We start from the raw sequence: 23,933 nt of genomic DNA, 5'->3' as shown, positions 1-23,933 counted from the left end.
CGACGCAAATGCGTCTACATTGCGGACTGATCTCCATGATCCTAAAGTGATCCACCATGTTCGAAGCGCACTTCCAGACATTCGAGGAGCCGGAGGCCGGCGTCGCGTTGGCGGCACGGCTGGCCGCACTTCGCGAAGAACTTGCCCGTCGCAAGTTGACCGGCTTCGTCGTGCCACGTGCCGACCAGCAGCAGAACGAATATGTGCCGCCATCGGAAGAGCGGCTCGCCTGGCTGACCGGCTTTACCGGCTCGGCGGGACTAGCAGTGGTTCTGCCGCAGGAGGCTGCGCTGTTCGTCGACGGCCGCTACACGCTGCAGGCGGCCAAGCAGGTCGATGCCAAGGCATGGGCGGTGGAATCGCTGATCGATCCGCCGCCGGAGAGCTGGGTGGCGGCGCATCTGAAAGCCGGCGACCGCCTCGGATTTGATCCGTGGCTGCACACTTTTTCGGCAGCAGAACGGCTGTCCGCCGCCTGCGCCAAGGCCGGGGCCGAGCTGGTCGCGGTCGACAGCAATCCGATCGACGCGATCTGGCAGGACCGGCCGCAGCCGCCGCTCGCCCCCGTCGCGGTGCACAGCCTTCAGCACGCCGGTATCACTGAAGCGGAGAAGCTGACCCAGATCAGGGCCGAGATCGCCAAGCTCGGCACCGATGCCTTGGTGCTGTCGGACAGTCACGCGGTGGCCTGGACCTTCAACATCCGCGGCGCCGACGTCGCCCATACGCCGCTGCCCCTGTCCTACGCGCTGGTGCCGAAGGACGGCCGTCCCACCATCTTCATCGACCACCGCAAGCTCTCCAACCTCACACGCGACCATCTCGAGCAGTCCGCTGACGTGCGCGAACCGGACGCCATGGCGCCGACGCTGATGGCGCTGGCCAAGAGCGGTGCGGCCATTGCGCTTGACAATGCCACAGCGGCCGACGCACTCAGCCGCCTGATCAGCGGGGCCGGCGGCAAGCCGGTGCGCGGCAGCGATCCGGTTGCACTGCTCAAGGCGGTCAAGAACGCGACCGAGATCAAGGGCACCAAGACGGCTCATTTGCGCGACGCCGTGGCGCTGGCGCGCTTCCTCGCATGGATCGATCGCGAGGCGCCAAGCGGCAAGCTCACCGAGATCGACGCGGTCGAGGCGCTGGAAACCTTCCGCCGCGACACCGGCGCGCTCAGGGACGTCTCGTTCCCGACCATCTCCGGCACCGGCTCAAACGGCGCCATCGTGCATTACCGCGTCACCCGCAAGAGCAACCGGCGGATCGCGCCCGGCGATCTCCTGCTGATCGATTCCGGCGCGCAATATGAAGACGGCACCACCGACGTCACCCGCACCATGGCGATAGGCGAGCCGACGGATGAGATGCGCGACCGCTTCACCCGCGTGCTGCGCGGCCACATCGCGATCGCGCGCGCCGTCTTTCCGGACGGCACCACGGGCGCGCAACTCGACACGCTGGCGCGGCAATATCTCTGGGCCGTCGGGCTCGATTTCGAGCACGGCACCGGCCACGGCGTCGGCAGCTATCTCTCGGTGCACGAAGGACCGGCACGAATTTCGAAGCTCGGCACCACGCCGTTGAAGCGCGGCATGATCCTGTCGAACGAGCCCGGCTACTACAAGACCGATGGCTTCGGCATCCGCATCGAGAATCTCGAGCTGGTCGTCGCCGCCGACATCAAGGGTGCCGAGAAGCCGATGAACGCGTTCGAGACGCTGACCCTGGCGCCGATCGACCGCCGTCTGATCGATGTCGCGATGCTGAGCCGCGACGAGCTCGATTGGCTGAACGCGTACCATGCGCGCGTCAGGGACGACGTGCGGCCGGCGCTGGACGAGGCGACGAAGACCTGGCTCGATCAGGCCACGGCGGAGCTGAAGCTCTAACTCCGTCATAAGACTGCCTGCGTAGGGTGGGCAAAGCATCCGCTGCCGCTCGAAGAGCGGAGGCGGATGCGTGCCCACCATCCATCTCCGGGTGACGGCAGCAATGGTGGGCACGCCGCGCAAAGAGCGCGTCTTTGCCCACCCTACAGGCCCAGCGCCTTGACGCCTCGCGCATAGCCGTATGCCGAAATGAGCGTATTCGCTCGCAACGCGATGCGGCTAGTGTCCGGCGATGCACGGCATCATCAGCAAGCCGCCCGAAGCGGCCGGCAACCTCGCGACCTCGCGTCTGGTGTTGCTGCTGCTGGTGGTGATGACCGGGGTCGCACCGATCTCGCTCTACATCCTGGTTCCGGCGCTGCCGGTGCTGGCGACGGATTTCGGCAGCGACATCTCGATCGCGCAGATGACGGTGTCGCTCTACATGGTCGGCATCGCGCTGTCGCAGCTGATCATGGGCCCGCTGTCGGACCGGTTCGGGCGGCGTCCGGTGCTGCTCGGAGGACTTGCACTGATGGTGGCGGCCAGCGTCGCCTGCATTTTCGCCGAGACCCTGCCGCAATTGATCGCCGCACGCTTCTTCCAGGCGCTCGGCGGCGCATCCGGCATGGTGATCAGCCGGGCCATCATCCGCGACATCTACGAGCGCGACCGCGTCGCCTCGATGATCAGCCTCGTGGTCGCGGCGCTGATGATCGGGCAGATGGTCTCGCCGCTCACCGGCGGCCTGATCGAGACCGCGTTGGGATGGCGCGCGATCTTTTATGCCATCACCATCGCCGCCATCGTCGTTGCCGTCGGGATCGCCTTGGCGCTGCCTGAGACCCGCCGCAGCCGCGCCGCCGGCAGCGGATTCCGCGGCGATATCGGCATGCTCATCCGCAACCGCGCCTTCGTCGGCTATGTGATGTGCCAGGTGCTGGCGTCCCAGATCATCTTCACCTTCGCCGGCGGCGGGCCCTACATCGTGGTGACGCAGATGGGCCGCAGCAGCGCCGAATACGGCGCCTGGTTCGCAACGACGGGCTTTGCGTTTCTGGTCGGCAACCTGCTCTGCGTGCGCTTTGCGCCGCGCCACTCGCTGGAGAAGCTGATCTGGTTCGGGCTCGCCCTGCAACTCTGCGGCAGCCTTGCGAACCTGCTCTGGAGCTTCGTCGGCTGGAACGAGGCGCCCGCCTGGCTGTTCGGCACCCATATGATCGTGATGGCCGGCAATGCCTTCGTGATGGCGAATTCCGCCGCCGGCGCCATCAGCATCCGTCCCGAAGCGGCCGGCACCGCCTCGGGCGCGATGGGCTTCCTGCAGCAAGGCGTTGGCGCGCTGATGTCGCAGTTCGGCGCCTATCTCGGCGGCCACTCCGCAACGACGCTGCCGCTGACCTCAGCGGTCCTCGCGATCTCGATCCTTTGCGCCTGCGTGATGATGTTCGTCGTGCCCCGCCGCGAGGCGGTAGCGAGCGAGGCGCTGATCGGGCAGGCCGAGGAGGACGAGACGGGGATGATGTGAGGGGCGCCGAGTAGAGTCCCTCTGCGGAACGACTCTGGATTGCTTCGTGGAGCCTGTCATCGGGCCGCGCTTTGCGCGGACCCGGTGGCTCGCAATGACGACGCGGAGAGAGCAGTGCCAAAAATGAGAGGCGGGGCTGGGCCCCGCCTCTCTCAATTCAAGTCTGTGTTTCGGCTTACGCCTGGCTCGCGATCGCCTTGCCGAGCGCGGCCTGCGCCGCTGCAAGCCGCGCGATCGGCACGCGGTAGGGCGAGCAGGAGACGTAGTCGAGACCGATATGGTGGCAGAAGGCGACGGAGGCGGGATCGCCGCCGTGCTCGCCGCAGATGCCGACCTTGAGCGAAGTGCGGGTCTTGCGGCCGCGGGCGACGCCGATCTTGACCAGCTCGCCGACGCCTTCCTGATCGAGCGAGATGAAGGGATCGACCGTGAGGATGCCCTTCGCCACATAGGGACCGAGGAAGCTCGCCGCGTCGTCGCGGCTGATGCCGTAGGTCGTCTGCGTCAGGTCGTTGGTGCCGAACGAGAAGAACTCGGCCGACTGCGCGATCTCGCCCGCGAGCAGGCAGGCGCGCGGCAGCTCGATCATGGTGCCGACCTGATAGGCCAGCTTGGTGTTGGTCTCGCGCATCACGGCCTGTGCGGTGGCATCGATCCGTGCCTTGACCAGGTCGAGCTCGGCCTTGGTCGCGATCAGCGGCACCATCACCTCGAGGCCGACGGCCTTGCCGGTGCGCTTCTGCGCCTCGACCGCCGCCTCGAAGATCGCGCGGGCCTGCATCTCGGCGATCTCGGGATAGGCGATGGCGATGCGGCAGCCGCGGAAGCCGAGCATCGGGTTGAACTCCGAGAGCTCCCGGGCGCGGTCGGCGAGGCGCCGCGGGTCGGTGTTCATGGCGCGCGCCACTTCCTCGACCTCGGCATGGGTGTGCGGCAGAAATTCATGAAGGGGAGGATCCAGAAGCCGGATCGTGACGGGCAGGCCCTTCATGATCTCGAACAGCTCGACGAAGTCGGCGCGCTGCATCGGCAGCAGTTTTGCCAGCGCGGCGCGGCGCGACTGCTCATCCTCGGAGAGGATCATCTCGCGCACAGTGCGGATGCGCGTCTCCTCGAAGAACATGTGCTCGGTGCGGCAGAGGCCGATCCCTTCCGCGCCGAACTTGATCGCCGTGCGCGCGTCGTCAGGCGTGTCGCCGTTGACCCGGACGCCGATCTTGCGGACCTGGTCGGCCCAATTCATCAGCGTGCCGAACTCGCCGGACAGCTCCGGCTCGATCATCGGCATGCGGCCGGCGAGCACCTGGCCGAGCGAGCCGTCGATGGTGATGACATCACCGGTCTTGAAGGTGCGCGAGCCGATGCTCATGGTGCCGCGGCCGTAATCGACGCGGATTGTGCCGCAGCCGGAGACGCAGGGCTTGCCCATGCCGCGCGCGACCACCGCCGCGTGCGAGGTCATGCCGCCGCGCGTGGTCAGGATGCCTTCGGCGGCGTGCATGCCGTGGATGTCTTCCGGGCTGGTCTCGATGCGGACCAAAATCACCTTGCGTCCGTCGCCCTGAAGCTTGGCCGCCTCGTCCGAGGAGAACACGATCTCGCCGGAGGCCGCACCCGGCGAAGCCGGCAGGCCGGTTGCGATCACGTCGCGCTTGGCGTTGGGATCGATGGTTGGATGCAGGAGCTGGTCGAGCGAGGCCGGATCGATCCGCGTCACCGCTTCCTTCTTCGAGATCAGGCCCTCATTGGCGAGCTCGACCGCGATACGCAGCGCCGCCTTGGCGGTGCGCTTGCCGCCGCGGGTTTGGAGCATCCAGAGCTTACCCTGCTCGACGGTGAACTCCATGTCCTGCATGTCGCGGTAGTGCTTCTCGAGCAGCGTGTAGATCCGCGTCAGCTCCTTGAAGGCTTCCGGCATCGCCGCTTCCATCGACGCCTTGTCGGAGCCCGACTCCTTCCGCGCCTCCTCGGTGATGTCCTGCGGCGTGCGGATGCCCGCGACCACGTCCTCGCCTTGTGCGTTGATCAGGAACTCGCCGTAGAGCTTGCTCTCGCCGGTCGAGGGGTTGCGGGTGAAGGCAACGCCCGTGGCCGATGTCTCGCCCATGTTGCCGAACACCATGGCCTGCACGTTGACCGCGGTGCCCCAGGATTCCGGAATGTCGTGCAGCTTGCGGTAGGTCACCGCGCGCGCGTTCATCCAGGATGAGAACACCGCGCCGATCGCGCCCCAGAGCTGGTCGTGCGGATCCTGCGGGAATTCCTTGCCGGTCTCGCGCGCGACCGCGTCCTTGTACTTGCCGACCAGTTCGACCCAATCCTCAGCCGACAGATCGGTGTCGAGCGTGTAGCCCTGGCTGTCCTTGAAGGTGTCGAGGATCTCCTCGAAGTGATGATGCTCGAAGCCGAGCACCACGTCGGAATACATCGTGATGAAGCGGCGATAGCTGTCATAGGCGAAACGGCGGTCGCCCGACAGCTCGGCCAGCGCTTCCACGGTCTGGTCGTTGAGGCCGAGATTGAGCACGGTGTCCATCATGCCGGGCATCGAGGCGCGCGCGCCGGAGCGCACCGAGACGAGCAGCGGGTTCCTGGTGTCGCCGAACACCTTGCCGGTCAACTTGCCGACATAGTCGAGCGCCTTCTCAACCTGCGGCTTCAGTTCCTTCGGGTAGGTCTTGTCGTGCTCGTAGAAATAGGTGCAGACCGAGGTCGGGATGGTGAAGCCCGGAGGCACCGGCAGGCCGAGATTGGCCATCTCAGCGAGGTTGGCGCCCTTGCCGCCGAGCAGGTCGCGCATTTCCGTCCGGCCCTCGGCCTTGCCGTCACCGAACGTGTAGACCCATTTGCCGGCCTTCGCCGCTGCCGGCGCCGCCTTGGCAGGCACAACCTTCTTCGGCGCAGGCTTCGCGGCAACCTTCGGCGAAGCCGCCTTGGTCATTGCCTTTGCCACCGGCTTTGCAGTGGGTTTGGCGACCGGCTTCGGCGCGCTCTTGGCCAGCGCCTTGCGGGCCGCCGGCGCGGCCTTCGCCTTGGCGGAGGGCTTTGATTTCGCTGCAGTTTTAGAAGGCTTCGAGGCGGCTTTGGCCATAGCTTGCACACAACCTGCGAGAGGAATGGGAAATCGCGGGCCTTACACCACTTTGGGCGGGCCCGCGCAAGACGGACAGTTCCGAAAAGTGAACGCCTAGAAGCGGAGCCACTTCAGGAGCCCGAGCCCGATCGCGCCGTTGACGATGAGGAAGATCGCGACGATGAGGTTGAGAAGCCGCGGCATGATCAGGATGAGCACGCCCGCAATCAACGACAGGATCGGCGAAATGTGGGCGACGGTGATGTGCATGAACTATCTTTCTGTGAGGTGAGGCGAATCGCGCGCGGATCATAACCGGATGGGTTCCGGGAGTAGAGATGCGCAAGGGCTGCTGCGAGTTCCGGCCTCACGAAAACTGCCCGAAATTGCCGCGAATGCGGCATGCCTTTTCCCGGAACATTGGCTTGAGGCACGCATTGGCAACCGGTCGCGCCGCTCGCGCGCCCGCAGAATCACGTCGAAGGAGTTGTCCATGCGGAACAGGATTTTTGCTCTCGCAGCGCTCGCGGCCGCAACCGGCGCGCCCCTTGCGGCGCAGGCGCAAAGCGATGTCACGATTGGACGCGCGCCCGCCATGGTCGACGGCGCGCCGACGATTGCCGTCGAACAACGGCCCGCCTTCCGCGAATATGTCGTTGAACAACGTGTGCCGCCCTTCCGCATTCCGGATCGCGTGGTGGTCGGCACCACCTTACCCGAGGCAGGCGTCACCTATTATGACGTGCCGCAACGTTTCGGCGCCACGACCTATCGCTACACCGTCGTGAACGGCGAAACCGTGCTGGTCGAGCCGCGCTCGCGCCGCATCGTCGAGGTGCTGGACTAAAGACGCAGCCGCTCCATTCGATGTCCGGCGCGTCACATCAGGTTGGCGCGAGCAGTGTTAAATCGGACATCAGGCCCCGCCCGGTCCTCCCCCCGCCGGGCGGGGCTTCTTTGGGCAAGCCACATCAGCAGCCGTCATTCCGGGACACGCCGGAGGCGTGGGCTATGGTGCGCAATTGCGCACCTGAGAATCCATACTCACGATCGTGGTTATGGATTCCGGGCTCGCGCTACGCGCGCCCCGGAATGACAGCGGTGTTTGCCGCAAACCGCGCCTCAATCCTGGATCTTCGAGAAGTCCGCTACCGCGCGCGTGGCGCTGCGGATCTCGTTGAGGAGCTTTAGGCGGTTCTCGCGTACCTTGGGATCGTCGTCATTGACGCGCACCTTGTCGAAGAAGGCATCGACCGGCGGACGCAGCTTTGCCATCGCACTCATCGCGGCGGCGAAGTCTTCCTTGGCCACCGCAGCGCTGGCTTCCGCCTTGACCTCACCGATCGCCTTGGCCAGCGCCTTCTCCTCAGCGAGGCTGTAGAGCGCAGCATCCGGCGCGCCGTCGAAGCTGCGCTTGTCCTTCTTCTCCTCGATGCTGAGGATGTTGCTGGCGCGCTTGGTGCCGGCGAGCAGGTTCTTGCCGTCGTCAGAGTCGAGGAATTTTCCGAGCGCCTCGACGCGGCGGACGATCATCAGGAGATCGTCCTGGCCGCCGAGCGCGAACACGGCATCGACGAGATCGTGGCGCGCGCCCTGCTCGCGGAGTTGGACCTTGAGGCGATCGGCGAAGAAGGCGAGCAGATCGCTCGGAAGCTTCGAGGCATCGGCCGGCTTCACCGACAAGCCGGCGAGCGCTGATCCCGCCACCTTTATGAGCGACAGACGCAGCGCGTTCTCGGCGATCAGCCTGATCACGCCCAGCGCCGCACGACGCAGCGCATAGGGGTCCTTGCTGCCCGTCGGCTTCTCGTCGATCGCCCAGAACCCAACCAGGGTATCGATCTTGTCCGCGAGCGCCACCACGACGCTGACCGGATCGGTCGGAACGCGATCAGCAGGCCCTTGCGGCTTGTAGTGCTCCTCGCAGGCCGCGGCGACGGAGGCGTCTTCGCCCTGAGCCAGCGCATAGTATTTGCCCATCAGGCCCTGCACTTCCGGGAATTCGCCGACGACTTCCGTCAGCAGATCTGCCTTTGCCAGATGCGCCGCGCGCGTCGCCTTGGCGACATCGGCGCCGACCAGCGGCGCGATCTCGGCGGCCAGGCGCTCGATGCGCTTGATGCGTTCCGCCTGCGTCCCGAGCTTCTCGTGAAACACGATCTGATCGAACTTCGGCAGCCGGCCCTCGAGCTTGGTCTTGAGGTCGGTCTCGTAGAAGAACTTCGCATCCGACAGCCGCGCGCGGATCACGCGCTCGTTGCCGGCAATGATGGTTTTGCCACCGTCGGTCGCCTCGATATTGGCGACCAGGATGAACTTGCTCGCGAGCTTGCCCGTCTTGGGGTCGCGCACCACAAAACACTTCTGGTTGTTGCGGATGGTGGCGCGGATGACTTCGTCGGGCGTCTTCAAGAACTCCGGCTCGAACGAGCCCATCAGCACGACCGGCCATTCGACGAGGCCGGCGACCTCGTCGAGCAGATTCTGGTCCTCGACCAGCTCAAAACCTTGCGCGAAGGCCAGCTGCTTGGCGTCGGTGAGGATGGCGTCCTTGCGGCGCTCGGGGTCGAGCACGACTTTTGCTGCAAGAAGCTTAGCCTCGTAGTCCTCGAAGCGGCGCACGGAGATCGGCGCCGGCGCAAGGAAGCGATGACCGTAAGTGGTCTGGCCGCTCTCGATGCCGTCGACCTCGAATTTCACGACATCGGGCTCTTCGGTCTCGGGGCCGAAGGTCGCGGTGATCGCGTGCAGCGGACGCACCCAGTTCAGCGAGCCGGGCTTGCCCGAGCGCGCGCCCCAGCGCATCGATTTGGGCCAGGGGAAGGTGCGGATGATGACAGGCAGGATCTCGGCGAGCACGTCGATCGCGTCGCGGCCGGGCTTCTCGATCAAGCCGATGTAGAAATCACCCTTGGGGTCGCGCTGGATTTTGGCTTCGTCCAACGACTTCAAACCGGTTGCCTTGAGAAAGCCCTGCACGGCCGCATCGGGCGCGCCGACCTTCGGGCCGCGACGCTCGGTCTTCAGATCAGGCTGGCGCGCTGGGATGCCGTGCACGGTGAGCGCAAGGCGGCGTGGCGTCGCGAACGCCTTTGCGCCCTCATAGACTAGGCCTTCGGCAACCAGCTTGTCGGTGACCATGCGGCGCAGATCGTCCGCCGCCTTCGCCTGCATGCGCGCGGGAATTTCTTCGGAAAACAGTTCAAGCAAAAGATCGGGCATCAGGCCGCTCCGCCCGCTTCAGTGTGGGTCCAGGCCTCGCCACACGCTTTTGCCAGCTCGCGCACGCGCAGAATGTAGCTCTGCCGCTCGGTCACGGAGATCACGCCGCGGGCATCGAGCAGGTTGAAGACGTGGCTCGCCTTGATGCACTGGTCGTAGGCCGGCAGCGCCATCAGATGCTGTTTCCGGTTGCCGCCGTCGCGCCAGCCCGCGTCGAGATATTTTTTGCAGGCCGCCTCCGCCATCCTGAACTGCTCGAACAGCATCGCGGTGTCGGCATACTCGAAATTGTGCCGCGAATATTCCTGCTCGGCCTGCAGGAACACGTCGCCATAGGTGACCTTCTGATCACCGTCGCGTCCGTTGAAATTGAGGTCGTAGACGCGGTCGACGCCCTGCACATACATCGCGAGGCGCTCGAGGCCGTAGGTGAGCTCGCCCGCGACCGGCGCGCATTCGAAGCCGGCGACCTGCTGAAAATAAGTGAACTGGCTGACTTCCATGCCGTCGCACCAGCACTCCCAACCGAGGCCCCAGGCGCCGAGCGTCGGACTCTCCCAATCGTCCTCGACGAAGCGGATGTCGTGCACGGCGGAATCGATGCCGATCGCGGCGAGCGACTTCAGGTACAGCTCCTGAAGGTTCGGCGGCGACGGCTTCATGATCACCTGGAACTGGTAATAGTGCTGCATCCGGTTCGGGTTCTCGCCGTAACGGCCGTCTTTGGGCCGGCGCGAGGGCTGCACATAGGCGGCGTTCCACGGCTTTGGCCCGAGCGCGCGCAGCGTGGTCGCCGGATGGAAGGTGCCCGCGCCCATTTCCATGTCGTAGGGCTGCAGGATCACGCAGCCCTGCTCGGCCCAGAACCGCTGGAGCGCGAGGATGAAGCCCTGGAACGAGCGTTCCGGGTGCATATGGGCGGGCAATGAGGCGTCCATCGTCAGATCGGGCTCTCGCGGGGGGTTTGAATCGCGCGGGACCGTATCGACGGCGGGGATGGGAATCAAGGCGAAGGGGCCGGATTCGGGCGTCACTCCGGGGCGCCCGCAGGGCGAGCCCGGAATCCATTGCGCCGCTCACTCCGTGGTTCGATGGATTCCGGGTTCTCGCTTCGCGAGCCCCGGAATGACGAACGCGTGGAGGTGTGCCCTAACCCGGCCGGTAAGCTCCGGTCACGGGGTCACGCTTCAGCGTCTGGATATCCCCCATGCGGGCGGCCTCGGTGACGCGCGACAGGCGCATCTCCTCCAGCTCCTGGTTGATCCGGATGGCGGTCTTGTAGGCCCAGCGGACCACGGCAAGCCCGCCCAGGACGCCCGCGAAAGCGACGAACGGCGGCATCGGTCGATCCTCGTCTCATGCTCAGCCCCCACACGCATTGTTGCGCAGATGGACCTGCGCCGCAATCGGCGCCGCCTGGGCGAAATGGCGCGGGAGCGCGAGACCTAGAACCCGAATTTCGCCCAAATCGCCCGCGTCTCGACCGCCGAGATCAGCTCGTCCGGCAGCCCGGCCATTGATTCCAAGGCCGAAAGCTGCCCCGCGCCGGGCGATTTCCGGCCCAAAAGGCCGGAGAGCAGCCCGGTCGGCTGCGCAATCACGGGGGTGAGAACCTTCTCACCATAACGGGCACGAAGAGTTGAGCGGAGATCGCCGATGCTGTCGGCGAGCCCCAGCGCGATCGCGCTGTCCCCCGCCCAGTATTCGCCCGTGAACAGCGTATCGTCCGCTCCCTTCAGCCGGGCGCCGCGGCTTTCCTTGACCAGCGCGATGAAGATCTGGTGGATCTCGCGCTGGATCGCCTTCAGCCTCATGACGTCATCCGGGTTTTCCGGAAGAAACGGGTCGAGCATCGCCTTGTGCTCGCCCGAGGTGTAGAGGCGCCGCTCGATGCCGAGCCGCCTGATCGCCTCCTGAAAACCGAAACTGCCGCCGACCACGCCGATCGAGCCGAGGATCGAGGAGGGATCGCAGATGATCTCGTTGCCCGCGCAGGCGATCATGTAACCACCGGAGGCCGCAACGTCCTCGACGAACACGAGCACCGGCAGCTTCTTCTCCGAGGCGAGCTGCTTGATGCGCAAGTAGATCTGGCGCGACTGCACCGGCGAACCGCCGGGCGAGTTGATCACCAGCGCCACGGCCTTGGCGTGCCGATAGGAAAACGCGCGCTCGAGCACCCGCGCGACGCCGGCAAGCGTCAGGCCCGGACGCAGCGGCGTCACCGCACCGATCACACCGGACAGCCGCACCACCGGCACGACCGCCGTGCCGGGACGAAAGCGCGCCGGCAGATATTGCATGAGCTTGTCGGCCAGGCCGGAACTCTCACGATCGTTCAATTGTTCGGCCATGGCCTTACCTCTGATTAACCATTTCTTATCACGCGAGTGTCATTGAAAGTGCCAGGAACGTGTTTTGCAGAATCCGCGTTGGGAAGCTGCAATAGGCAGCGGAAGGAAACGCCATGAAGATCTATCTGCTGTTGCTGCTGATCGGTGCGCTTTTCACGGCGCTTCACTTTACGTCGCCGCAAGAGCAGCAGACGGAATCGCTTCCGCAATAAGCCGTCACGGCCTCGCCAGCGGCAACGCCGCCCTCCCCTCCAGAATATCCTTCACCTCTTTCTTCGGCACGTTTGACTCCTCGTTGAGCATGAGGCCCGGCAGCAATTGCGTCGGTGCCCGGCCGCCTTTGACTGCGCGCACCAGCACCCGGATGGCAGGCTTTCCCGCTTCGCCATGAACCGGCAGGATCGCGAGGCTGCCGAAGCCGCGTGACAGCGCTGCCACGACGTCGCCAATTCCGTCCGCGCGCCAGATCAGGGTCAGCACGCCGCTCGATCGGAGAATGCGCCGGGCTGCATGCACCCACGCATGCAGCGTCTCCTCCCTCGCCACATGCGCGGTGTGGCGCGCCTGATCCGGCGAGCCGCGATGGCGTGCGGGGTCGTTGAAGGGCGGGTTCATCAATACGGCGTCGGAACCGTCGGGCAGAAGTCCGTTCGCTGCAAACGCCTGCGCGTCGGCGGTGACGTCGAGCACGATGACCTCGGCAGGAATCGCGTTCGCGGCGGCGTTGGCCCGCGCGAGCTGCGCCAGTTCCGGATCGATCTCGACCAGGCTGAGCCTGATCCCCGCGACGCGCCGCGCCAGCGCAAGGCCCGCCGTGCCGACGCCGGCGCCAAGCTCGACCACGCGGTCACCCGCCTTAGCGTCGGTCGCTGCTGCCAGCAGGATGGCGTCGTGCCCGGCGCGGTGGCCTGACCGCTTCTGCATCAAGCGCAACTGCCCGCCGAGAAACGCGTCCTCGGTAATATCCGCGGCCTCAATCATCGCCGCGCAGTTCGTGGCTGAGGCCTGCCTCGGTGAGGAGCGCCCTGGCTTCCTCGGCGTCGTCCTCATGAACCAGGATCCGCCGCGGCAGAATGCCGAGAGACCCCTCGATGATGCTCATGTTCTGGTCCAGCACCAGATGATGGATGTTGGCGCCGTCGAGCAGCGCGCCAATCGCCGACACCAGCACCATATCGTTGGTCCGAACCAGTTCACGCAAAACGGAGGTCTCCTGCCTGAAAGTGGCTAACGCGGCAAATGTCAATGGTTCCGCGGCCCTTGCCGCATCCGCCGCCAGTTTCTATTGTATTTCCATCAGAATAGCCCTTCCGGGGCAAATATTGGAGACCGGCGTGGCCGTCATCGTACCTTTCGAAACCCCCGGCGCGTCGATCGAAGAGCTGGTTGCCCTTGTCGCTCCCGATATGGAGCGCGTCAATGCCACGATCCTGTCGCGGACGGGCTCCGACGTGACCATGATCCCTGAAGTGGCCAACCACTTGATCTCCTCGGGCGGCAAGCGCCTGCGCCCGATGCTGACGCTCGCCATGGCCAACCTCGCCGGCTACACCGGTGACGGCCACATCAAGTTAGCTGCCAGCGTCGAGTTCATGCACACCGCCACCCTGCTCCACGACGACGTGGTCGACGAGAGCGAGATGCGCCGCGGCAAGCTGTCGGCGCGCATGCTCTGGGGCAACGAGGCAAGCGTGCTGGTCGGCGACTTCCTGCTCGGCCAGGCCTTCCGCATGATGGTCGAGGTCGGCTCGCTGCGCGCGCTCGACATCCTCTCCGCGGCGGCCGCCACCATCGCCGAGGGCGAGGTGATGCAGCTCGCCGCCGCCAAGAACACCGCGACCACCGAGGACGAATATCTCGCCGTGATCCGCGGCAAGACCGCCGAATTGTTCGCCGCCGCCTGCGAGGTCGGCCCCGTGATCGCGAACCGCCCGAAGGCGGAGCAGACTGCCTGCCGCTCGGTCGGCATGAATCTCGGCATCGCCTTCCAGCTCGTCGACGACGTGCTCGACTACGGCGGCAAGAGCGCCAAGCTCGGCAAGAACACCGGCGACGATTTCCGCGAAGGCAAGATCACGCTGCCCGTCGTGCTCGCCTTCCGCCGCGGCAACGACACCGAGCGCGCCTTCTGGATCCGGGCGCTCGAGCGCGGCGAGATCGGCGATTCCGATCTCGATCACGCCATCGGCCTGATGAACAAGCACCGCGCGCTCGAGGACACGCTGATCCGCGCCCAGCACTACGGCGCCATGGCCGTGGATGCGCTGGCGCTGTTCCCGCCCTCGCCGATGAAGAGCGCGCTGGAGCAGGTCGTGGCGTTCTGCTTGGCAAGATCGCATTAGGCGACTGACGCTCACGCTTTGCGCGCTCCCTGCACCCGTCATTGCGAGCGCAGCGAAGCAATCCAGAATCCCGCCGCGGAAACAGTCTGGATTGCCTCGCTGCGTTCGCAATGACGGAGTACGCCGCGACGGCACCGCTTGCTCTCGTGTCCCGGACGCGCTGCAGCGTGAAACGCTGCTGCGCAGAGCCGGGACCCATGCGACATCCGCAATCATGATCAATATGGGTCCCGGCTCTGCAGCGCACCGCTAGGGGGCGCTGCGCTGCGTCCGGGGCACGAGAGCGCGCTTCATCTCACCAGCAGAATCCAGCCTCCCTCACTCCACATGCCTCCCCGCGCAGTTACTTGCATTTTGCAAGTGACTGACCTACCTTGCCCGCATGCAACCCAAATCCCCTTCGATCCTGGAATGCCCGGTCGGCCGCGCGGTAGAGACGGTCGGCGAATGGTGGAGTATCCTGATTCTGCGCGATGCGTTTCAGGGGGCGACGAGGTTCGACGAGTTCTCGCAAAGCCTCGGCATTGCGCCGAACATCCTGTCGCGGCGGCTGGCGCATCTGACCGAAAGCGGCATGTTCGTGCGTCGCCGCTATCAGGAGCGCCCGCCGCGCTACGAATATGTGCTGACGGACAAGGCGCGGGATTTCTTCCCCGTGATCGCTACGCTGCTCGCCTGGGGCAACAAGCATCTGGCGCCGAAAGGCGAATCCATCCTGCTGGCGAACCGGAGCGACATCCGCCCGCTCGAGCCGATTGTGGTCGATGCCGCCGACAAGCGCCCGATCACGCTCGCCAATGCGGTCGTCGTCGCAGGTCCCCGCGCCAGCCGCGGCATGCGCGCACGGCTTGCTTCGCTCAAGGCCATGAACCCGGCCGTCGCGCCGGCTGGAGACTGACATGCGTCGTATCGTCGTGACGGGAATGGGCGCGGTGTCGCCGCTTGGCTGCGGCGTCGAATTGACGTGGCGGCGGCTGCTCGCCGGGCAAAGCGGGCTGCGCCCGTTGCCGGAATGGGCAGAGGCGCTGCCGGCGCGCATTGCAGGCCTCGTGCCCGATAAGACCGATGATGCCGAAGGCGGTTTTGATCCGGCGCAGGCTGCCGCGCCCAAGGATCAGCGCAAGATGGACCGCTTCATCCTGTTCGCGCTGCTCGCGACGGCAGAAGCCGTCGCGCAAGCCAAATGGACACCGCAGGATGCTGGCGCGCTCGAGCGCACCGCGACGATCATCGCCTCCGGCGTCGGCGGCTTTCCTGCGATGGCGGAGGCGGTGCGCATCACCGCGCAGCGCGGCGCGCGCCGGCTGTCGCCGTTCACGATCCCCTCGTTCCTCGCCAATCTCGCCGCCGGCCACATCTCGATCAAATACGGCTACAAGGGCGCGCTGGGCACGCCCGTCACGGCCTGCGCCGCCGGCGTGCAGGCGATCGGCGATGCCGCACGCATGATCCGATCAGGCGAAGTTGACGTTGCGATCTGCGGCGGCGCGGAGGCCTGCATCGACATCGTCAGCGTCGGCGGCTTTGCGGCGGCGCGCGCACTGTCGAGCGGCTTCAACGACGAGCCCGCGCGCGCCTCGCGTCCGTTCGATCGCAACCGCGACGGTTTCGTGATGGGCGAAGGCGCCGGCATCCTGGTGATCGAGGCGCTGGAGCATGCGCAGGCGCGCGGCGCGACGCCGATCGCCGAGATCGTCGGCTACGGCACGACCGCGGACGCCTATCACATGACCTCGGGGCCGCCGGATGGCGATGGTGCCCGCCGCGCCATGGAGATCGCGCTTCGGCAGGCCAAGCTTGCGCCCGCGGATGTGCAGCACCTGAACGCGCACGCGACCTCGACACCGGCCGGCGACGAAAGCGAGCTAGGCGCCATCGGCGCGCTGTTCGGCCGCAACCGCGGCATTGCCGTGAGCGCGACCAAATCGGCCACGGGTCACCTGCTCGGCGCCGCCGGCGGGCTGGAAGCGGTTTTCACCGTGCTCGCGTTGCGCGACCAGATCGCGCCGCCCACGCTCAATCTCGAAAACCCCGATGCGGGCGCCGAAGGCATCGATATCGTCGCAGGCAGCGCGCGGCCGATGCCGATGCAGCATGCCATCTCCAACGGGTTCGGCTTCGGCGGGGTCAATGCCAGCGTGATCTTGCGCCGGCTGGGATAAGCGAGAGGCCTTGCAATCGCCGCCCGCTCCGCTACGAAAACGGCATGATCGAAACGAATTTCTGGCTGTTCCTGGCCGCAGCTCTCCTCATTGCCGCCGTTCCCGGCCCTGGCATTTTTTACGTCGCGGCGCGAACCTTGTCGGAGGGGCGTGGCAGCGGCTTCGCCTCGACCGCGGGCACGGCGCTGGGCGGACTGGTTCATGTGGTCGCGGGCAGCCTCGGCATCTCCGCCATCATCCTGGCCAGCGCGGAGCTGTTTGCCGCCGTGAAATTCGTCGGCGCGCTCTATCTGGTCTGGCTCGGCATCAAGACGTTTCGCAGCGCCGGCAACAACCTGTCGCTCGGGAGCGAGCCGATCGGCGACAAGCGCGCATTTCGCGACGGCGTACTGGTCGAAGCGCTCAATCCGAAGACCGCGGCATTCTTCCTCGCCTTCATTCCACAGTTTCTCGATCCGTCGGACTCGAACCCAACGCTGCAATTCATCCTGCTCGGTGCGATCTCCGTGGCCCTGAACACGCTCGCCGATGTCGTGGTGGTGCTGATGGCCTCCGCGACGCGCGCGCAGCTGACCGGACGGCCGCTTCTGATGCGTCGCCTCACGCAGGGCTCCGGCGTCTTCATCGCGGGCCTCGGCCTCTCGCTCGCCCTGGCGCGGCGGCCGGCCAATGGCTAGCGCCCCGCAAAGCCGCTTCTATGAATCGCACGGCCTGCGGCTGCACTACGCCGACTGGGGCAACGAGGGTGCACCGGTCGCCATCCTGGTGCACGGCGGCCGCGATCATTGCCGCAGCTGGGATCACATCGCGCGCTCGCTGCAACCGCATTTTCGCGTCGTCGCGCCCGACCTCCGTGGTCACGGCGATTCCGACTGGACGAAAGGCGGCAGCTACGCACTCACCGAATATGTCTACGATGTCGCGCAGCTGGTTCGCACCTTAGCCACGCCTCAGGTCACTCTCATCGGCCATTCGATGGGGGGCATGGTGAGCCTGATCTTTTCGGGCGCATTCCCCGAACAGGTCACGAGGCTCGTCGTCCTCGACGGCGTGACCATGTTGCCGGACACACCGAAGCCGCCGGCGCATGAGCGCATCGGCAGATGGGTTAGCCAGCTCGACAAGCTCCACGACCGCACCCCGCGCCGCTATCCGAGCCTCGAGGACGCGGCCGCGCAGATGGTGCTTCACAACAAGCGCCTGTCACGGGACCTCGCGCTGCATCTCGCCAGGCATGGCGCGCGGCAGAACGAGGACGGCAGCTACAGCTGGAAATTCGATCCCTATCAGCGCGCCTCCGCGCCACATCGGCTCTGGCCCGACGATCACATCGAGCTGTGGTCGCGGATCACGTGCCCGACGCTGCTGCTCAATGCCGGCGAAAGCTTTCTAGCGGGCGCTCGCTCCGCCGGCCTGGAGCGATACTTCCAGAACGCGAGCGTTAAGACTATTGCCGGGGCGGGACACTGGCTGCAGCACGACAAGCCGCAGGAGGTGTTGGGTGAGATCCGGCGGTTTCTCGAGCTCAATGAGGACGAAGGCTAGCTCAACGTGCCCGCATGCACCCACCAGGCCGGGTGATCGCGCCGGATCGTTTCGGCCGCGGCATGTGCCTCCTCAGATGCGCCGTAGATCGCAAAGCACGTCGCGCCCGAGCCGGACATGCGGGCGAGCTTGACGCCGGCGGAATCGCGCAAGGCGTCCAGCACCTCGCCGATCACAGGCTCGATCCGCAGCGCGGGCGCTTCGAGATCGTTGGCGACGGTCTCGAGAACCTCGACCCAATCGGAAATCGAGGCACCCTCCTCCGGCCAGGCCGGAGCGCGGATGACGTCGGTGACGCCGACCAGGAGCTCGCCGTTGCGCAGGCCCAGCGCCTGGAACACGTCCTTGGTGGCGACAGGCACACGCGGATTGACCATGACGCAAGGCATGCTCGGCAGCGCGAGCGGCAGCAGCTGCTCGCCGACGCCGGTCATGTCGCAGGCGCGCGAGAGGAGGCACACCGGCACGTCGGCGCCGGTTGCGAGCGCGACCTTCTGAATGCGGGGATCATCGAGCGACAGATCGTTGAGACGCGCCAGGAGCCGCAGCGCGGCCGCGGCATCCGCCGAGCCGCCGCCGATGCCGGCTGCAACAGGGAGCACCTTGTCGAGCGCGAAGGCGCCCAGCTGCAGGCCAGGGATCGCCTCGGCAAGGAGCTTGGCGGCCTTGAGCACGAGATTGTCGGCTGTGTGGCCGCAGGCGGCAGCCAGCGGCCCAGTCGTGGTGAGCTTCAGCTCCCCGCCCGGCTCCAAGGTGAGCCGGTCGGCGCAGTCGGCAAACGCGACCACGCTTTCGAGATCATGATAACCATCGGCACGACGGCCGACGACGCGAAGGCTCAAATTGACCTTCGCCCGTCCCTCTTCAATCAACGCCGACATTGGCGATCAGCCCCCAAGACTCACTTGTTTGCGCATGATCTGATCGGAAAACCGCTCCACACTTTTCCGGATCATGCGCCTAGCTTAGCCGCCCCTGCCGTCGTCCTTCTTCTTTTCGGCCTGCGCCGCAGAAGAGTTCGAATTGTCGTCGGGAAGGCCGTTGGCGATCTTGGCCTCGATCTTCGGCAGCTCTTCCGGCTCGGGCTTGAGATCGCGCGCATGCGACCACTGGAATTTTGCCTCCAGCGTGCGGCCGACGCGCCAATAGGCGTCGCCGAGGTGGTCGTTGATGGTCGGATCCTCGGGCTTGAGATCGATCGCGCGTTCGAGGTTCTTCACTGCCTCCTCGAAATTGCCGATGCGGTAATAGGCCCAGCCGAGGGAATCGACGATGTAGCCGTCGTCGGGACGCTGCTCGACGGCCCGCTTGATCATCTTCATGCCTTCGTCGAGATTCACGCCCTGGTCGATCCAGGAATAGCCGAGATAGTTGAGGACGTGCGGCTGATCGGGCTGCAGCTCCAGCGCCTTCTTCATGTCGGCCTCGGCCTTGGCCCATTGCTTGGAGCGCTCCTGGCAGATGCCGCGATAATAGTACCAGACGCTGTTGGCCTTGTCGTTGCCGGGCGGCAGCACCTCGATGCCTCGTGAATAGGTCGCGCCGCAATCGCCGAACCGCTTGCGGCCGCGCTCGATGTTGCCGAGCGCCATGATGGCTTCGAGGTCCTTGGGATCCTCCGAGGTGACGCCCTTGAGGATCTTGATCGCCTCGTCGGTGCGGTCGGCGGAATCGAGATCGATGGCGAGCTGAATCTGCGCGTTGCGCTTGAGCGGCGAGTTGGCGGGCACGCGCTCGTAGACCTTGATCGCCATCTTCGGCCGCTTGACCGATTCGTAGAGATCGGCGAGCGACAGCAGTGCCAGCGGATGCGTCGGCTGCAGGTAGAGCGAGAGCTGGAGATAGACCAGCGCCAGATCCTCGCCACCGCGGCGGGTCAGCGTCGCGCCGATGCCGTAGAGCGCTTCGGCGGCGCCGGCCTGCGCGGAATCGACCAGCGGCGGCATCTTCTTGCCGGCCTTGGTTTCGCGCAGGCCTTCCTGGATCAGCGGATGGCGTGCCAGCTTCTTGTCAAAGGCCTGGTAGATATTGGTCGCCGCGGCGGAATCCTTGTTGCGCGACAGCCAGCGCGCATAGGCCTCGGTCACGCGCAGCATGGAATCGTCGAGCTTGTAGGCGCGCTCGAAGCGCGTGCCGGCGTCCTTCTCCTTGCCGGAGAGCTCCAGGATCATGCCGGTGTGGAGATCCTTGAACAGTGGATACCATTCCGGACCTGTCAGCTTGTCGATGGTGGCGACACCACCCTTGGCATCGCCCGCACCATAGGCGGCCCAGCCCGACAGCAGCGTGGCGACGAGATCGGTGATCGGACCACGGATCGACTGGTTGATGTTGGTCTGCGCCGCGACGTACTTCTTCAGCTTGAGATCGTGCACGCCGACGACGAGACGGGCGACGCGGTTGGTCTTGTCGATGGTGAGGATGCGCTCGGCGAGCTTGACCGCCTCCTCGATGTCGCCGTCGGCGACCGACGAGATGAAGGCACGGTCGAGCAGCTCGTTGTTCTTGGGATCGGTGCGGAGCGCCGAACGGTAGAATGCGGCGGCCGAGGTCGCGTCGCGCTCAACGCTAGCATGGCGGGCGGCGAGATAGCTGCCGGCGCCGGTGAGCGACTTCAGATCGTTTCGCGTCGGAAATTGCGCCGCCGTGTTTTCCGGATGATCCGGCGTCTGCGCCAGGACCGCGCCGGGGACCGTCGCGATCGCGGTGCCCATGAGGGCGATGGCGGCAGCAGTCCAGCGGTTGAAACGATTTGAAAACATCAGGGCTCGCCTTGAGTTGGGTGGTGCCTGGGTTTGCAGCAGAAGACCGTATCGCAAGCGAACGCGGCCGGTGACATCCGGGCCCGGAACCGTCAGGCCGACAATGCCGCTTTTGGCGCTTCGCCGCAAGGATTCGGACCCGGGAAGATCCCCTCCGCACGCCCAAACCGGCCCATTGAAACCGCGCCAGCGCCCCAAGACGCCGCCACTATGGCCTTATCGTGGCCGCGGCGGGTCGCCGCAGCCTCGTCCTCACGGGAACGTGCGCCTGGTCACCTGCGATGTCCTCACATCGCCTCGTAGTTCGGGCCGCCGCCGCCCTCCGGGGGAACCCAGGTGATGTTGCCGTTGGGATCCTTCACGTCGCAGGTCTTGCAGTGGACGCAGTTCTGGGCGTTGATCTGGAAGCGCGGGCCGGAGCCCTCCTCGATCCATTCATAGACGCCAGCCGGGCAATAGCGGTTCGAGGGGCCGGCATAGACGTCGTGCTCGGACGTCTTCTGGAGGTTCATGTCCGTGACCTTCAGATGGATCGGCTGGTCCTCCTCGTGATTGGTGTTGGACAAAAACACCGAGGACAGCTTGTCGAACGTGATCTTGCCGTCGGGCTTCGGGTAGTTCCTGGGCGCGTGGCTCTTGGCCGAATCGAGCGTGGCGCGGTCGGGCTTGACGTGCGACTGCGTGCCAAACAGTGAGGCGCCGAACAGCGTATTGCACCACATGTCGAAGCCGCCCAGCGCGACGCCGAGCACGGTGCCGAACTTCGACCACAATGGCTTGACGTTGCGGACCAGGAACAGGTCCTTGCCGACCGATGAGGAACGCCAGGCGTTCTCGTATTCGACGAGCTCGTCATTGGCGCGGTCGGCGGCGAGCGCGGCCGCAACATGTTCGGCAGCCAGCATGCCAGTGCCCATCGCATTGTGCACGCCCTTGATGCGCGGCACGTTGACGAAGCCGGCCGCGCAGCCGATCAGCGCGCCGCCGGGGAAGCTCAGCTTCGGCACCGACTGATAGCCACCCTCGGTGATCGCGCGCGCGCCGTAGGCGAGCCGCTTGGCGCCTTCGAAGGTGCCGCGGATCGAGGGATGGGTCTTGAAGCGCTGGAATTCGTCGAATGGGGACAGATAGGGATCGTCGTAGTTCAGATGCACGACGAAGCCGACGGCGACGAGATTGTCGTCGTAGTGATAAAGGAACGAGCCGCCACCGGTCTTGAGGTCAAGCGGCCAGCCGAATGAATGCTGGATCAAGCCCTTCTGGTGCTTGGCGGGATCGATCTGCCAGACCTCCTTGAGGCCGATGCCGAACTTCGGCGGCTCGCTCTTGGCGTCGAGCGCGAACTTGTTGATGAGCTGCTTGGTCAGGCTGCCGCGGGCGCCTTCGGCGAACAGCGTGTACTTGCCGAGCAATTCCATGCCGCGGGTGAAGGAATCCTTCGGCTTGCCGTCGCGGCCGATGCCCATGTCGCCGGTGGCGATGCCCTTGACCTTGCCCTCCTCGTCATAGAGCACCTCGGCCGCCGCAAAGCCCGGATAGATCTCGACGCCAAGCGCCTCGGCCTTGCGCGCCAGCCAGCGGCAGACATTGCCGAGCGAGCCGATGTAGCAGTGATGATTGTTCATCAGCGGCGGCATCATGAAATTCGGCAGCTTGATCGCGCCGCCGCCGGTCATCCAGTAGAAGCGGTCGTCCTTGACCTGCGTCTTCAGCGGGCAGTCGGCATCCTCGCGCCAGTCCGGGATCAGCTTGTCGAGGCCCGCGGGATCGATCACGGCGCCCGAGAGGATGTGCGCACCAACCTCGGAGCCCTTCTCCACCACGACGACGTTGAGCTCGGCGTTGAGCTGCTTGAGCCGGATCGCGGCCGACAGACCCGACGGGCCGGCGCCGACGATGACGACGTCGAATTCCATGGATTCGCGCGGGGGAAGTTCTTCGGTGCTCATCTGATCTCAGCCCTTGAGACGGTCCTTGGTCGTTTGCGCCCTCTTGTTTCCGATTTTTCCGGGTAGGACAACCTCGGAATCGCGTTCCGCCGGGATGCAAGGCCGCCCAAACGGGACCACCCCCGGTTCTGGTACGCCAGAACCGGGGAGGTCCCGATCATTTCTTAACGCGTTTTCTTCACGCGAACCGGTGTCCACCTCGCTTGAAAACGCTATGCTATAAAAGTCAGACTTTCCCATGATCCCCGAACCCGCACCCACCGTCCGAGAGCTGCTCGCCTTCTATCTGGAGGCCGGTGTCGACTGCGCGCTCGCGGAGGAACCGATAGACCGCCTGGCGGAAATCGATGCGCCGCCACCCAGCCCGCGCGCGGCCCCGCCAGCCGAAGCGCCGCGGCCGGTCGCCGCGCCCGCGGTCATGCGCGGCGAAGCCGCGCCTGCACCGGACGTCGCCATCGCCTCGGCACGCGAGGCTGCACGCACCGCGCCGACCCTGGAGGCGCTGCGCGAGCTGATGCAGAATTTCGAGGGCTGCGCGTTGAAGCACACCGCGACGCGGCTGGTGTTTGCCGATGGCAACCCGCAGGCGCGCATCATGTTCGTCGGCGAGGCGCCGGGCCGCGACGAGGACATCGAGGGACTGCCTTTCGTCGGGCGCAGCGGCAAGCTGCTCGATCTGATGATCGGAGCCATCGGCCTCAACCGCACCACCGCCTACATCGCCAACGTCATTCCCTGGCGGCCGCCCGGCAACCGCACGCCGACGCCGCAGGAGACGCAAATCTGCCTGCCCTTCATCCAGCGCCAGATCGAGCTGGTGAACCCCGACGTGCTGGTGACGCTCGGCAACCCTTCGACGCAGACGCTGCTGTCGACGCGCGAAGGCATCATGCGCACGCGCGGGCGCTGGTTCGACTACGACACCGGCCAGCGCGTGATCCGCGCGCTGCCGACGTTTCACCCGGCCTATCTCTTGCGCTCGCCGGCCTACAAGCGGCTGGCCTGGCAGGATCTGCGGGCGATTGCGAAGGCGCTGGCGCAGGGCGCCGTGTAACGACGCCCACGCCGTCATTCCGGGGCTCGCGAAGCGAGAGCCCGGAATCCATCGAGCGGCAGAGTTGGTGGATGAAT

The 23,933-nt window shown here is 65.8% G+C and carries 20 protein-coding genes; 9 read left to right on the top strand and 11 right to left on the bottom strand.

Annotation, left to right across the window (positions count from 1 at the left end; genetic code table 11):
* Positions 1-56 precede the first annotated feature (56 nt).
* Complete coding sequence (locus tag I6F28_RS24905) at positions 57-1,886, top strand: aminopeptidase P family protein (RefSeq protein WP_225141535.1); 1,830 nt, start codon at positions 57-59, stop codon at positions 1,884-1,886.
* A 232-nt stretch (positions 1,887-2,118) separates the two neighbouring features.
* On the top strand, positions 2,119-3,393 hold the full coding sequence (locus tag I6F28_RS24900) for a multidrug effflux MFS transporter (protein ID WP_036006385.1): 1,275 nt from the start codon (positions 2,119-2,121) through the stop codon (positions 3,391-3,393).
* 175 nt (positions 3,394-3,568) lie between these two features.
* Here the strand turns inward: I6F28_RS24900 and ppdK are convergent, their stop codons facing one another.
* Positions 3,569-6,484: a pyruvate, phosphate dikinase gene (gene ppdK / locus I6F28_RS24895; protein WP_036024905.1), complete on the bottom strand. Its 2,916-nt coding sequence runs from the start codon at positions 6,482-6,484 to the stop codon at positions 3,569-3,571.
* A gap of 96 nt (positions 6,485-6,580) precedes the next feature.
* The gene (locus I6F28_RS24890) at positions 6,581-6,736 is read right to left on the bottom strand and encodes a DUF3096 domain-containing protein (RefSeq protein ID WP_008562090.1); all 156 of its coding nucleotides are present in this window, start codon (positions 6,734-6,736) and stop codon (positions 6,581-6,583) included.
* Positions 6,737-6,959: 223 nt separating this feature from the next.
* Here I6F28_RS24890 and I6F28_RS24885 point away from each other — a divergent pair, with 223 nt between their 5' ends.
* A complete protein-coding gene (locus tag I6F28_RS24885; RefSeq protein ID WP_036006381.1) occupies positions 6,960-7,313 on the top strand; it encodes a DUF1236 domain-containing protein in 354 nt (117 codons plus the stop codon).
* Positions 7,314-7,588: 275 nt separating this feature from the next.
* Here I6F28_RS24885 and glyS read toward each other — a convergent pair whose 3' ends face one another.
* From glyS to I6F28_RS24855, 6 genes are all read right to left on the bottom strand, one after another.
* Positions 7,589-9,688 (bottom strand): glycine--tRNA ligase subunit beta, encoded by a 2,100-nt coding sequence (gene glyS / locus I6F28_RS24880; RefSeq protein ID WP_225141534.1) that lies wholly within the window; start codon positions 9,686-9,688, stop codon positions 7,589-7,591.
* Positions 9,688-10,626 (bottom strand): glycine--tRNA ligase subunit alpha, encoded by a 939-nt coding sequence (locus tag I6F28_RS24875; protein ID WP_225141533.1) that lies wholly within the window; start codon positions 10,624-10,626, stop codon positions 9,688-9,690. Before I6F28_RS24875 ends, glyS begins: the two co-directional genes overlap by 1 nt.
* 211 nt (positions 10,627-10,837) lie before the next feature.
* Entirely contained in the window at positions 10,838-11,029 is a 192-nt protein-coding gene (locus tag I6F28_RS24870; protein WP_036006375.1) for a hypothetical protein, read from the bottom strand.
* A gap of 104 nt (positions 11,030-11,133) precedes the next feature.
* Positions 11,134-12,042, bottom strand: coding sequence for a S49 family peptidase (locus I6F28_RS24865; RefSeq protein ID WP_225141532.1), 909 nt, complete (start codon positions 12,040-12,042; stop codon positions 11,134-11,136).
* Positions 12,043-12,258: 216 nt separating this feature from the next.
* Positions 12,259-13,023 (bottom strand): tRNA1(Val) (adenine(37)-N6)-methyltransferase, encoded by a 765-nt coding sequence (locus I6F28_RS24860; protein ID WP_036006371.1) that lies wholly within the window; start codon positions 13,021-13,023, stop codon positions 12,259-12,261.
* Complete coding sequence (locus tag I6F28_RS24855; protein ID WP_008562067.1) at positions 13,016-13,243, bottom strand: putative signal transducing protein; 228 nt, start codon at positions 13,241-13,243, stop codon at positions 13,016-13,018. Before I6F28_RS24855 ends, I6F28_RS24860 begins: the two co-directional genes overlap by 8 nt.
* Positions 13,244-13,376: 133 nt before the next feature.
* Between I6F28_RS24855 and I6F28_RS24850 the strand changes: the two genes are divergently transcribed.
* The 5 genes from I6F28_RS24850 to I6F28_RS24830 all read left to right on the top strand — a co-directional run bounded on the left by I6F28_RS24850 (position 13,377) and on the right by I6F28_RS24830 (position 18,091).
* Positions 13,377-14,384, top strand: a complete 1,008-nt coding sequence (locus tag I6F28_RS24850; RefSeq protein WP_036006386.1) for a polyprenyl synthetase family protein — start codon at positions 13,377-13,379, stop codon at positions 14,382-14,384.
* Between the two features lie 382 nt (positions 14,385-14,766).
* Positions 14,767-15,282 (top strand): winged helix-turn-helix transcriptional regulator, encoded by a 516-nt coding sequence (locus I6F28_RS24845; RefSeq protein WP_225141531.1) that lies wholly within the window; start codon positions 14,767-14,769, stop codon positions 15,280-15,282.
* A gap of 1 nt (position 15,283) precedes the next feature.
* The gene (gene fabF / locus I6F28_RS24840) at positions 15,284-16,546 is read left to right on the top strand and encodes a beta-ketoacyl-ACP synthase II (RefSeq protein ID WP_036006365.1); all 1,263 of its coding nucleotides are present in this window, start codon (positions 15,284-15,286) and stop codon (positions 16,544-16,546) included.
* Positions 16,547-16,590: 44 nt separating this feature from the next.
* A complete protein-coding gene (locus I6F28_RS24835) occupies positions 16,591-17,223 on the top strand; it encodes a LysE family translocator (RefSeq protein ID WP_057026303.1) in 633 nt (210 codons plus the stop codon).
* Positions 17,216-18,091 (top strand): alpha/beta fold hydrolase, encoded by an 876-nt coding sequence (locus I6F28_RS24830; protein ID WP_225141530.1) that lies wholly within the window; start codon positions 17,216-17,218, stop codon positions 18,089-18,091. Before I6F28_RS24835 ends, I6F28_RS24830 begins: the two co-directional genes overlap by 8 nt.
* On the opposite strand, the gene I6F28_RS24825 is transcribed toward I6F28_RS24830, so the two are convergent.
* The 3 genes from I6F28_RS24825 to I6F28_RS24815 all read right to left on the bottom strand — a co-directional run bounded on the left by I6F28_RS24825 (position 18,088) and on the right by I6F28_RS24815 (position 22,802).
* Positions 18,088-18,972, bottom strand: a complete 885-nt coding sequence (locus I6F28_RS24825) for a 4-(cytidine 5'-diphospho)-2-C-methyl-D-erythritol kinase (protein ID WP_225141529.1) — start codon at positions 18,970-18,972, stop codon at positions 18,088-18,090. The two genes, I6F28_RS24830 and I6F28_RS24825, sit on opposite strands and share 4 nt — an antisense overlap.
* Positions 18,973-19,056: 84 nt before the next feature.
* On the bottom strand, positions 19,057-20,853 hold the full coding sequence (locus I6F28_RS24820) for a tetratricopeptide repeat protein (protein ID WP_036006357.1): 1,797 nt from the start codon (positions 20,851-20,853) through the stop codon (positions 19,057-19,059).
* Between the two features lie 287 nt (positions 20,854-21,140).
* On the bottom strand, positions 21,141-22,802 hold the full coding sequence (locus I6F28_RS24815) for an electron transfer flavoprotein-ubiquinone oxidoreductase (RefSeq protein ID WP_109144973.1): 1,662 nt from the start codon (positions 22,800-22,802) through the stop codon (positions 21,141-21,143).
* 238 nt (positions 22,803-23,040) lie between these two features.
* Here I6F28_RS24815 and I6F28_RS24810 point away from each other — a divergent pair, with 238 nt between their 5' ends.
* Positions 23,041-23,856, top strand: a complete 816-nt coding sequence (locus I6F28_RS24810; protein ID WP_225141528.1) for a uracil-DNA glycosylase — start codon at positions 23,041-23,043, stop codon at positions 23,854-23,856.
* Positions 23,857-23,933: the final 77 nt, after the last annotated feature.

Source organism: Bradyrhizobium sp. NBAIM14 (assembly GCF_020193895.1).
In the GTDB taxonomy this organism is placed as follows: domain Bacteria; phylum Pseudomonadota; class Alphaproteobacteria; order Rhizobiales; family Xanthobacteraceae; genus Bradyrhizobium; species Bradyrhizobium yuanmingense.
Note: the sequence above shows the minus strand (reverse complement) of the source record. Positions and strands in the feature narration are given on the sequence as shown.

Excerpts from the sequence above, each read along its gene's own strand:
- I6F28_RS24875 (WP_225141533.1), bottom strand. The coding sequence starts at position 10,626 with ATGGACGCCTCATTGCCCGCCCATATGCACCCGGAACGCTCGTTCCAG.
- I6F28_RS24835 (WP_057026303.1), top strand. The coding sequence starts at position 16,591 with ATGATCGAAACGAATTTCTGGCTGTTCCTGGCCGCAGCTCTCCTCATT.
- I6F28_RS24870 (WP_036006375.1), bottom strand. The coding sequence starts at position 11,029 with ATGCCGCCGTTCGTCGCTTTCGCGGGCGTCCTGGGCGGGCTTGCCGTG.
- I6F28_RS24900 (WP_036006385.1), top strand. The coding sequence starts at position 2,119 with ATGCACGGCATCATCAGCAAGCCGCCCGAAGCGGCCGGCAACCTCGCG.
- fabF (WP_036006365.1), top strand. The coding sequence starts at position 15,284 with ATGCGTCGTATCGTCGTGACGGGAATGGGCGCGGTGTCGCCGCTTGGC.
- I6F28_RS24825 (WP_225141529.1), bottom strand. The coding sequence starts at position 18,972 with ATGTCGGCGTTGATTGAAGAGGGACGGGCGAAGGTCAATTTGAGCCTT.
- ppdK (WP_036024905.1), bottom strand. The coding sequence starts at position 6,484 with ATGGCCAAAGCCGCCTCGAAGCCTTCTAAAACTGCAGCGAAATCAAAG.
- I6F28_RS24890 (WP_008562090.1), bottom strand. The coding sequence starts at position 6,736 with ATGCACATCACCGTCGCCCACATTTCGCCGATCCTGTCGTTGATTGCG.
- I6F28_RS24815 (WP_109144973.1), bottom strand. The coding sequence starts at position 22,802 with ATGAGCACCGAAGAACTTCCCCCGCGCGAATCCATGGAATTCGACGTC.
- glyS (WP_225141534.1), bottom strand. The coding sequence starts at position 9,688 with ATGCCCGATCTTTTGCTTGAACTGTTTTCCGAAGAAATTCCCGCGCGC.
- I6F28_RS24830 (WP_225141530.1), top strand. The coding sequence starts at position 17,216 with ATGGCTAGCGCCCCGCAAAGCCGCTTCTATGAATCGCACGGCCTGCGG.
- I6F28_RS24860 (WP_036006371.1), bottom strand. The coding sequence starts at position 13,023 with ATGATTGAGGCCGCGGATATTACCGAGGACGCGTTTCTCGGCGGGCAG.
- I6F28_RS24865 (WP_225141532.1), bottom strand. The coding sequence starts at position 12,042 with ATGGCCGAACAATTGAACGATCGTGAGAGTTCCGGCCTGGCCGACAAG.
- I6F28_RS24810 (WP_225141528.1), top strand. The coding sequence starts at position 23,041 with ATGATCCCCGAACCCGCACCCACCGTCCGAGAGCTGCTCGCCTTCTAT.
- I6F28_RS24885 (WP_036006381.1), top strand. The coding sequence starts at position 6,960 with ATGCGGAACAGGATTTTTGCTCTCGCAGCGCTCGCGGCCGCAACCGGC.
- I6F28_RS24905 (WP_225141535.1), top strand. The coding sequence starts at position 57 with ATGTTCGAAGCGCACTTCCAGACATTCGAGGAGCCGGAGGCCGGCGTC.
- I6F28_RS24845 (WP_225141531.1), top strand. The coding sequence starts at position 14,767 with ATGCAACCCAAATCCCCTTCGATCCTGGAATGCCCGGTCGGCCGCGCG.
- I6F28_RS24820 (WP_036006357.1), bottom strand. The coding sequence starts at position 20,853 with ATGTTTTCAAATCGTTTCAACCGCTGGACTGCTGCCGCCATCGCCCTC.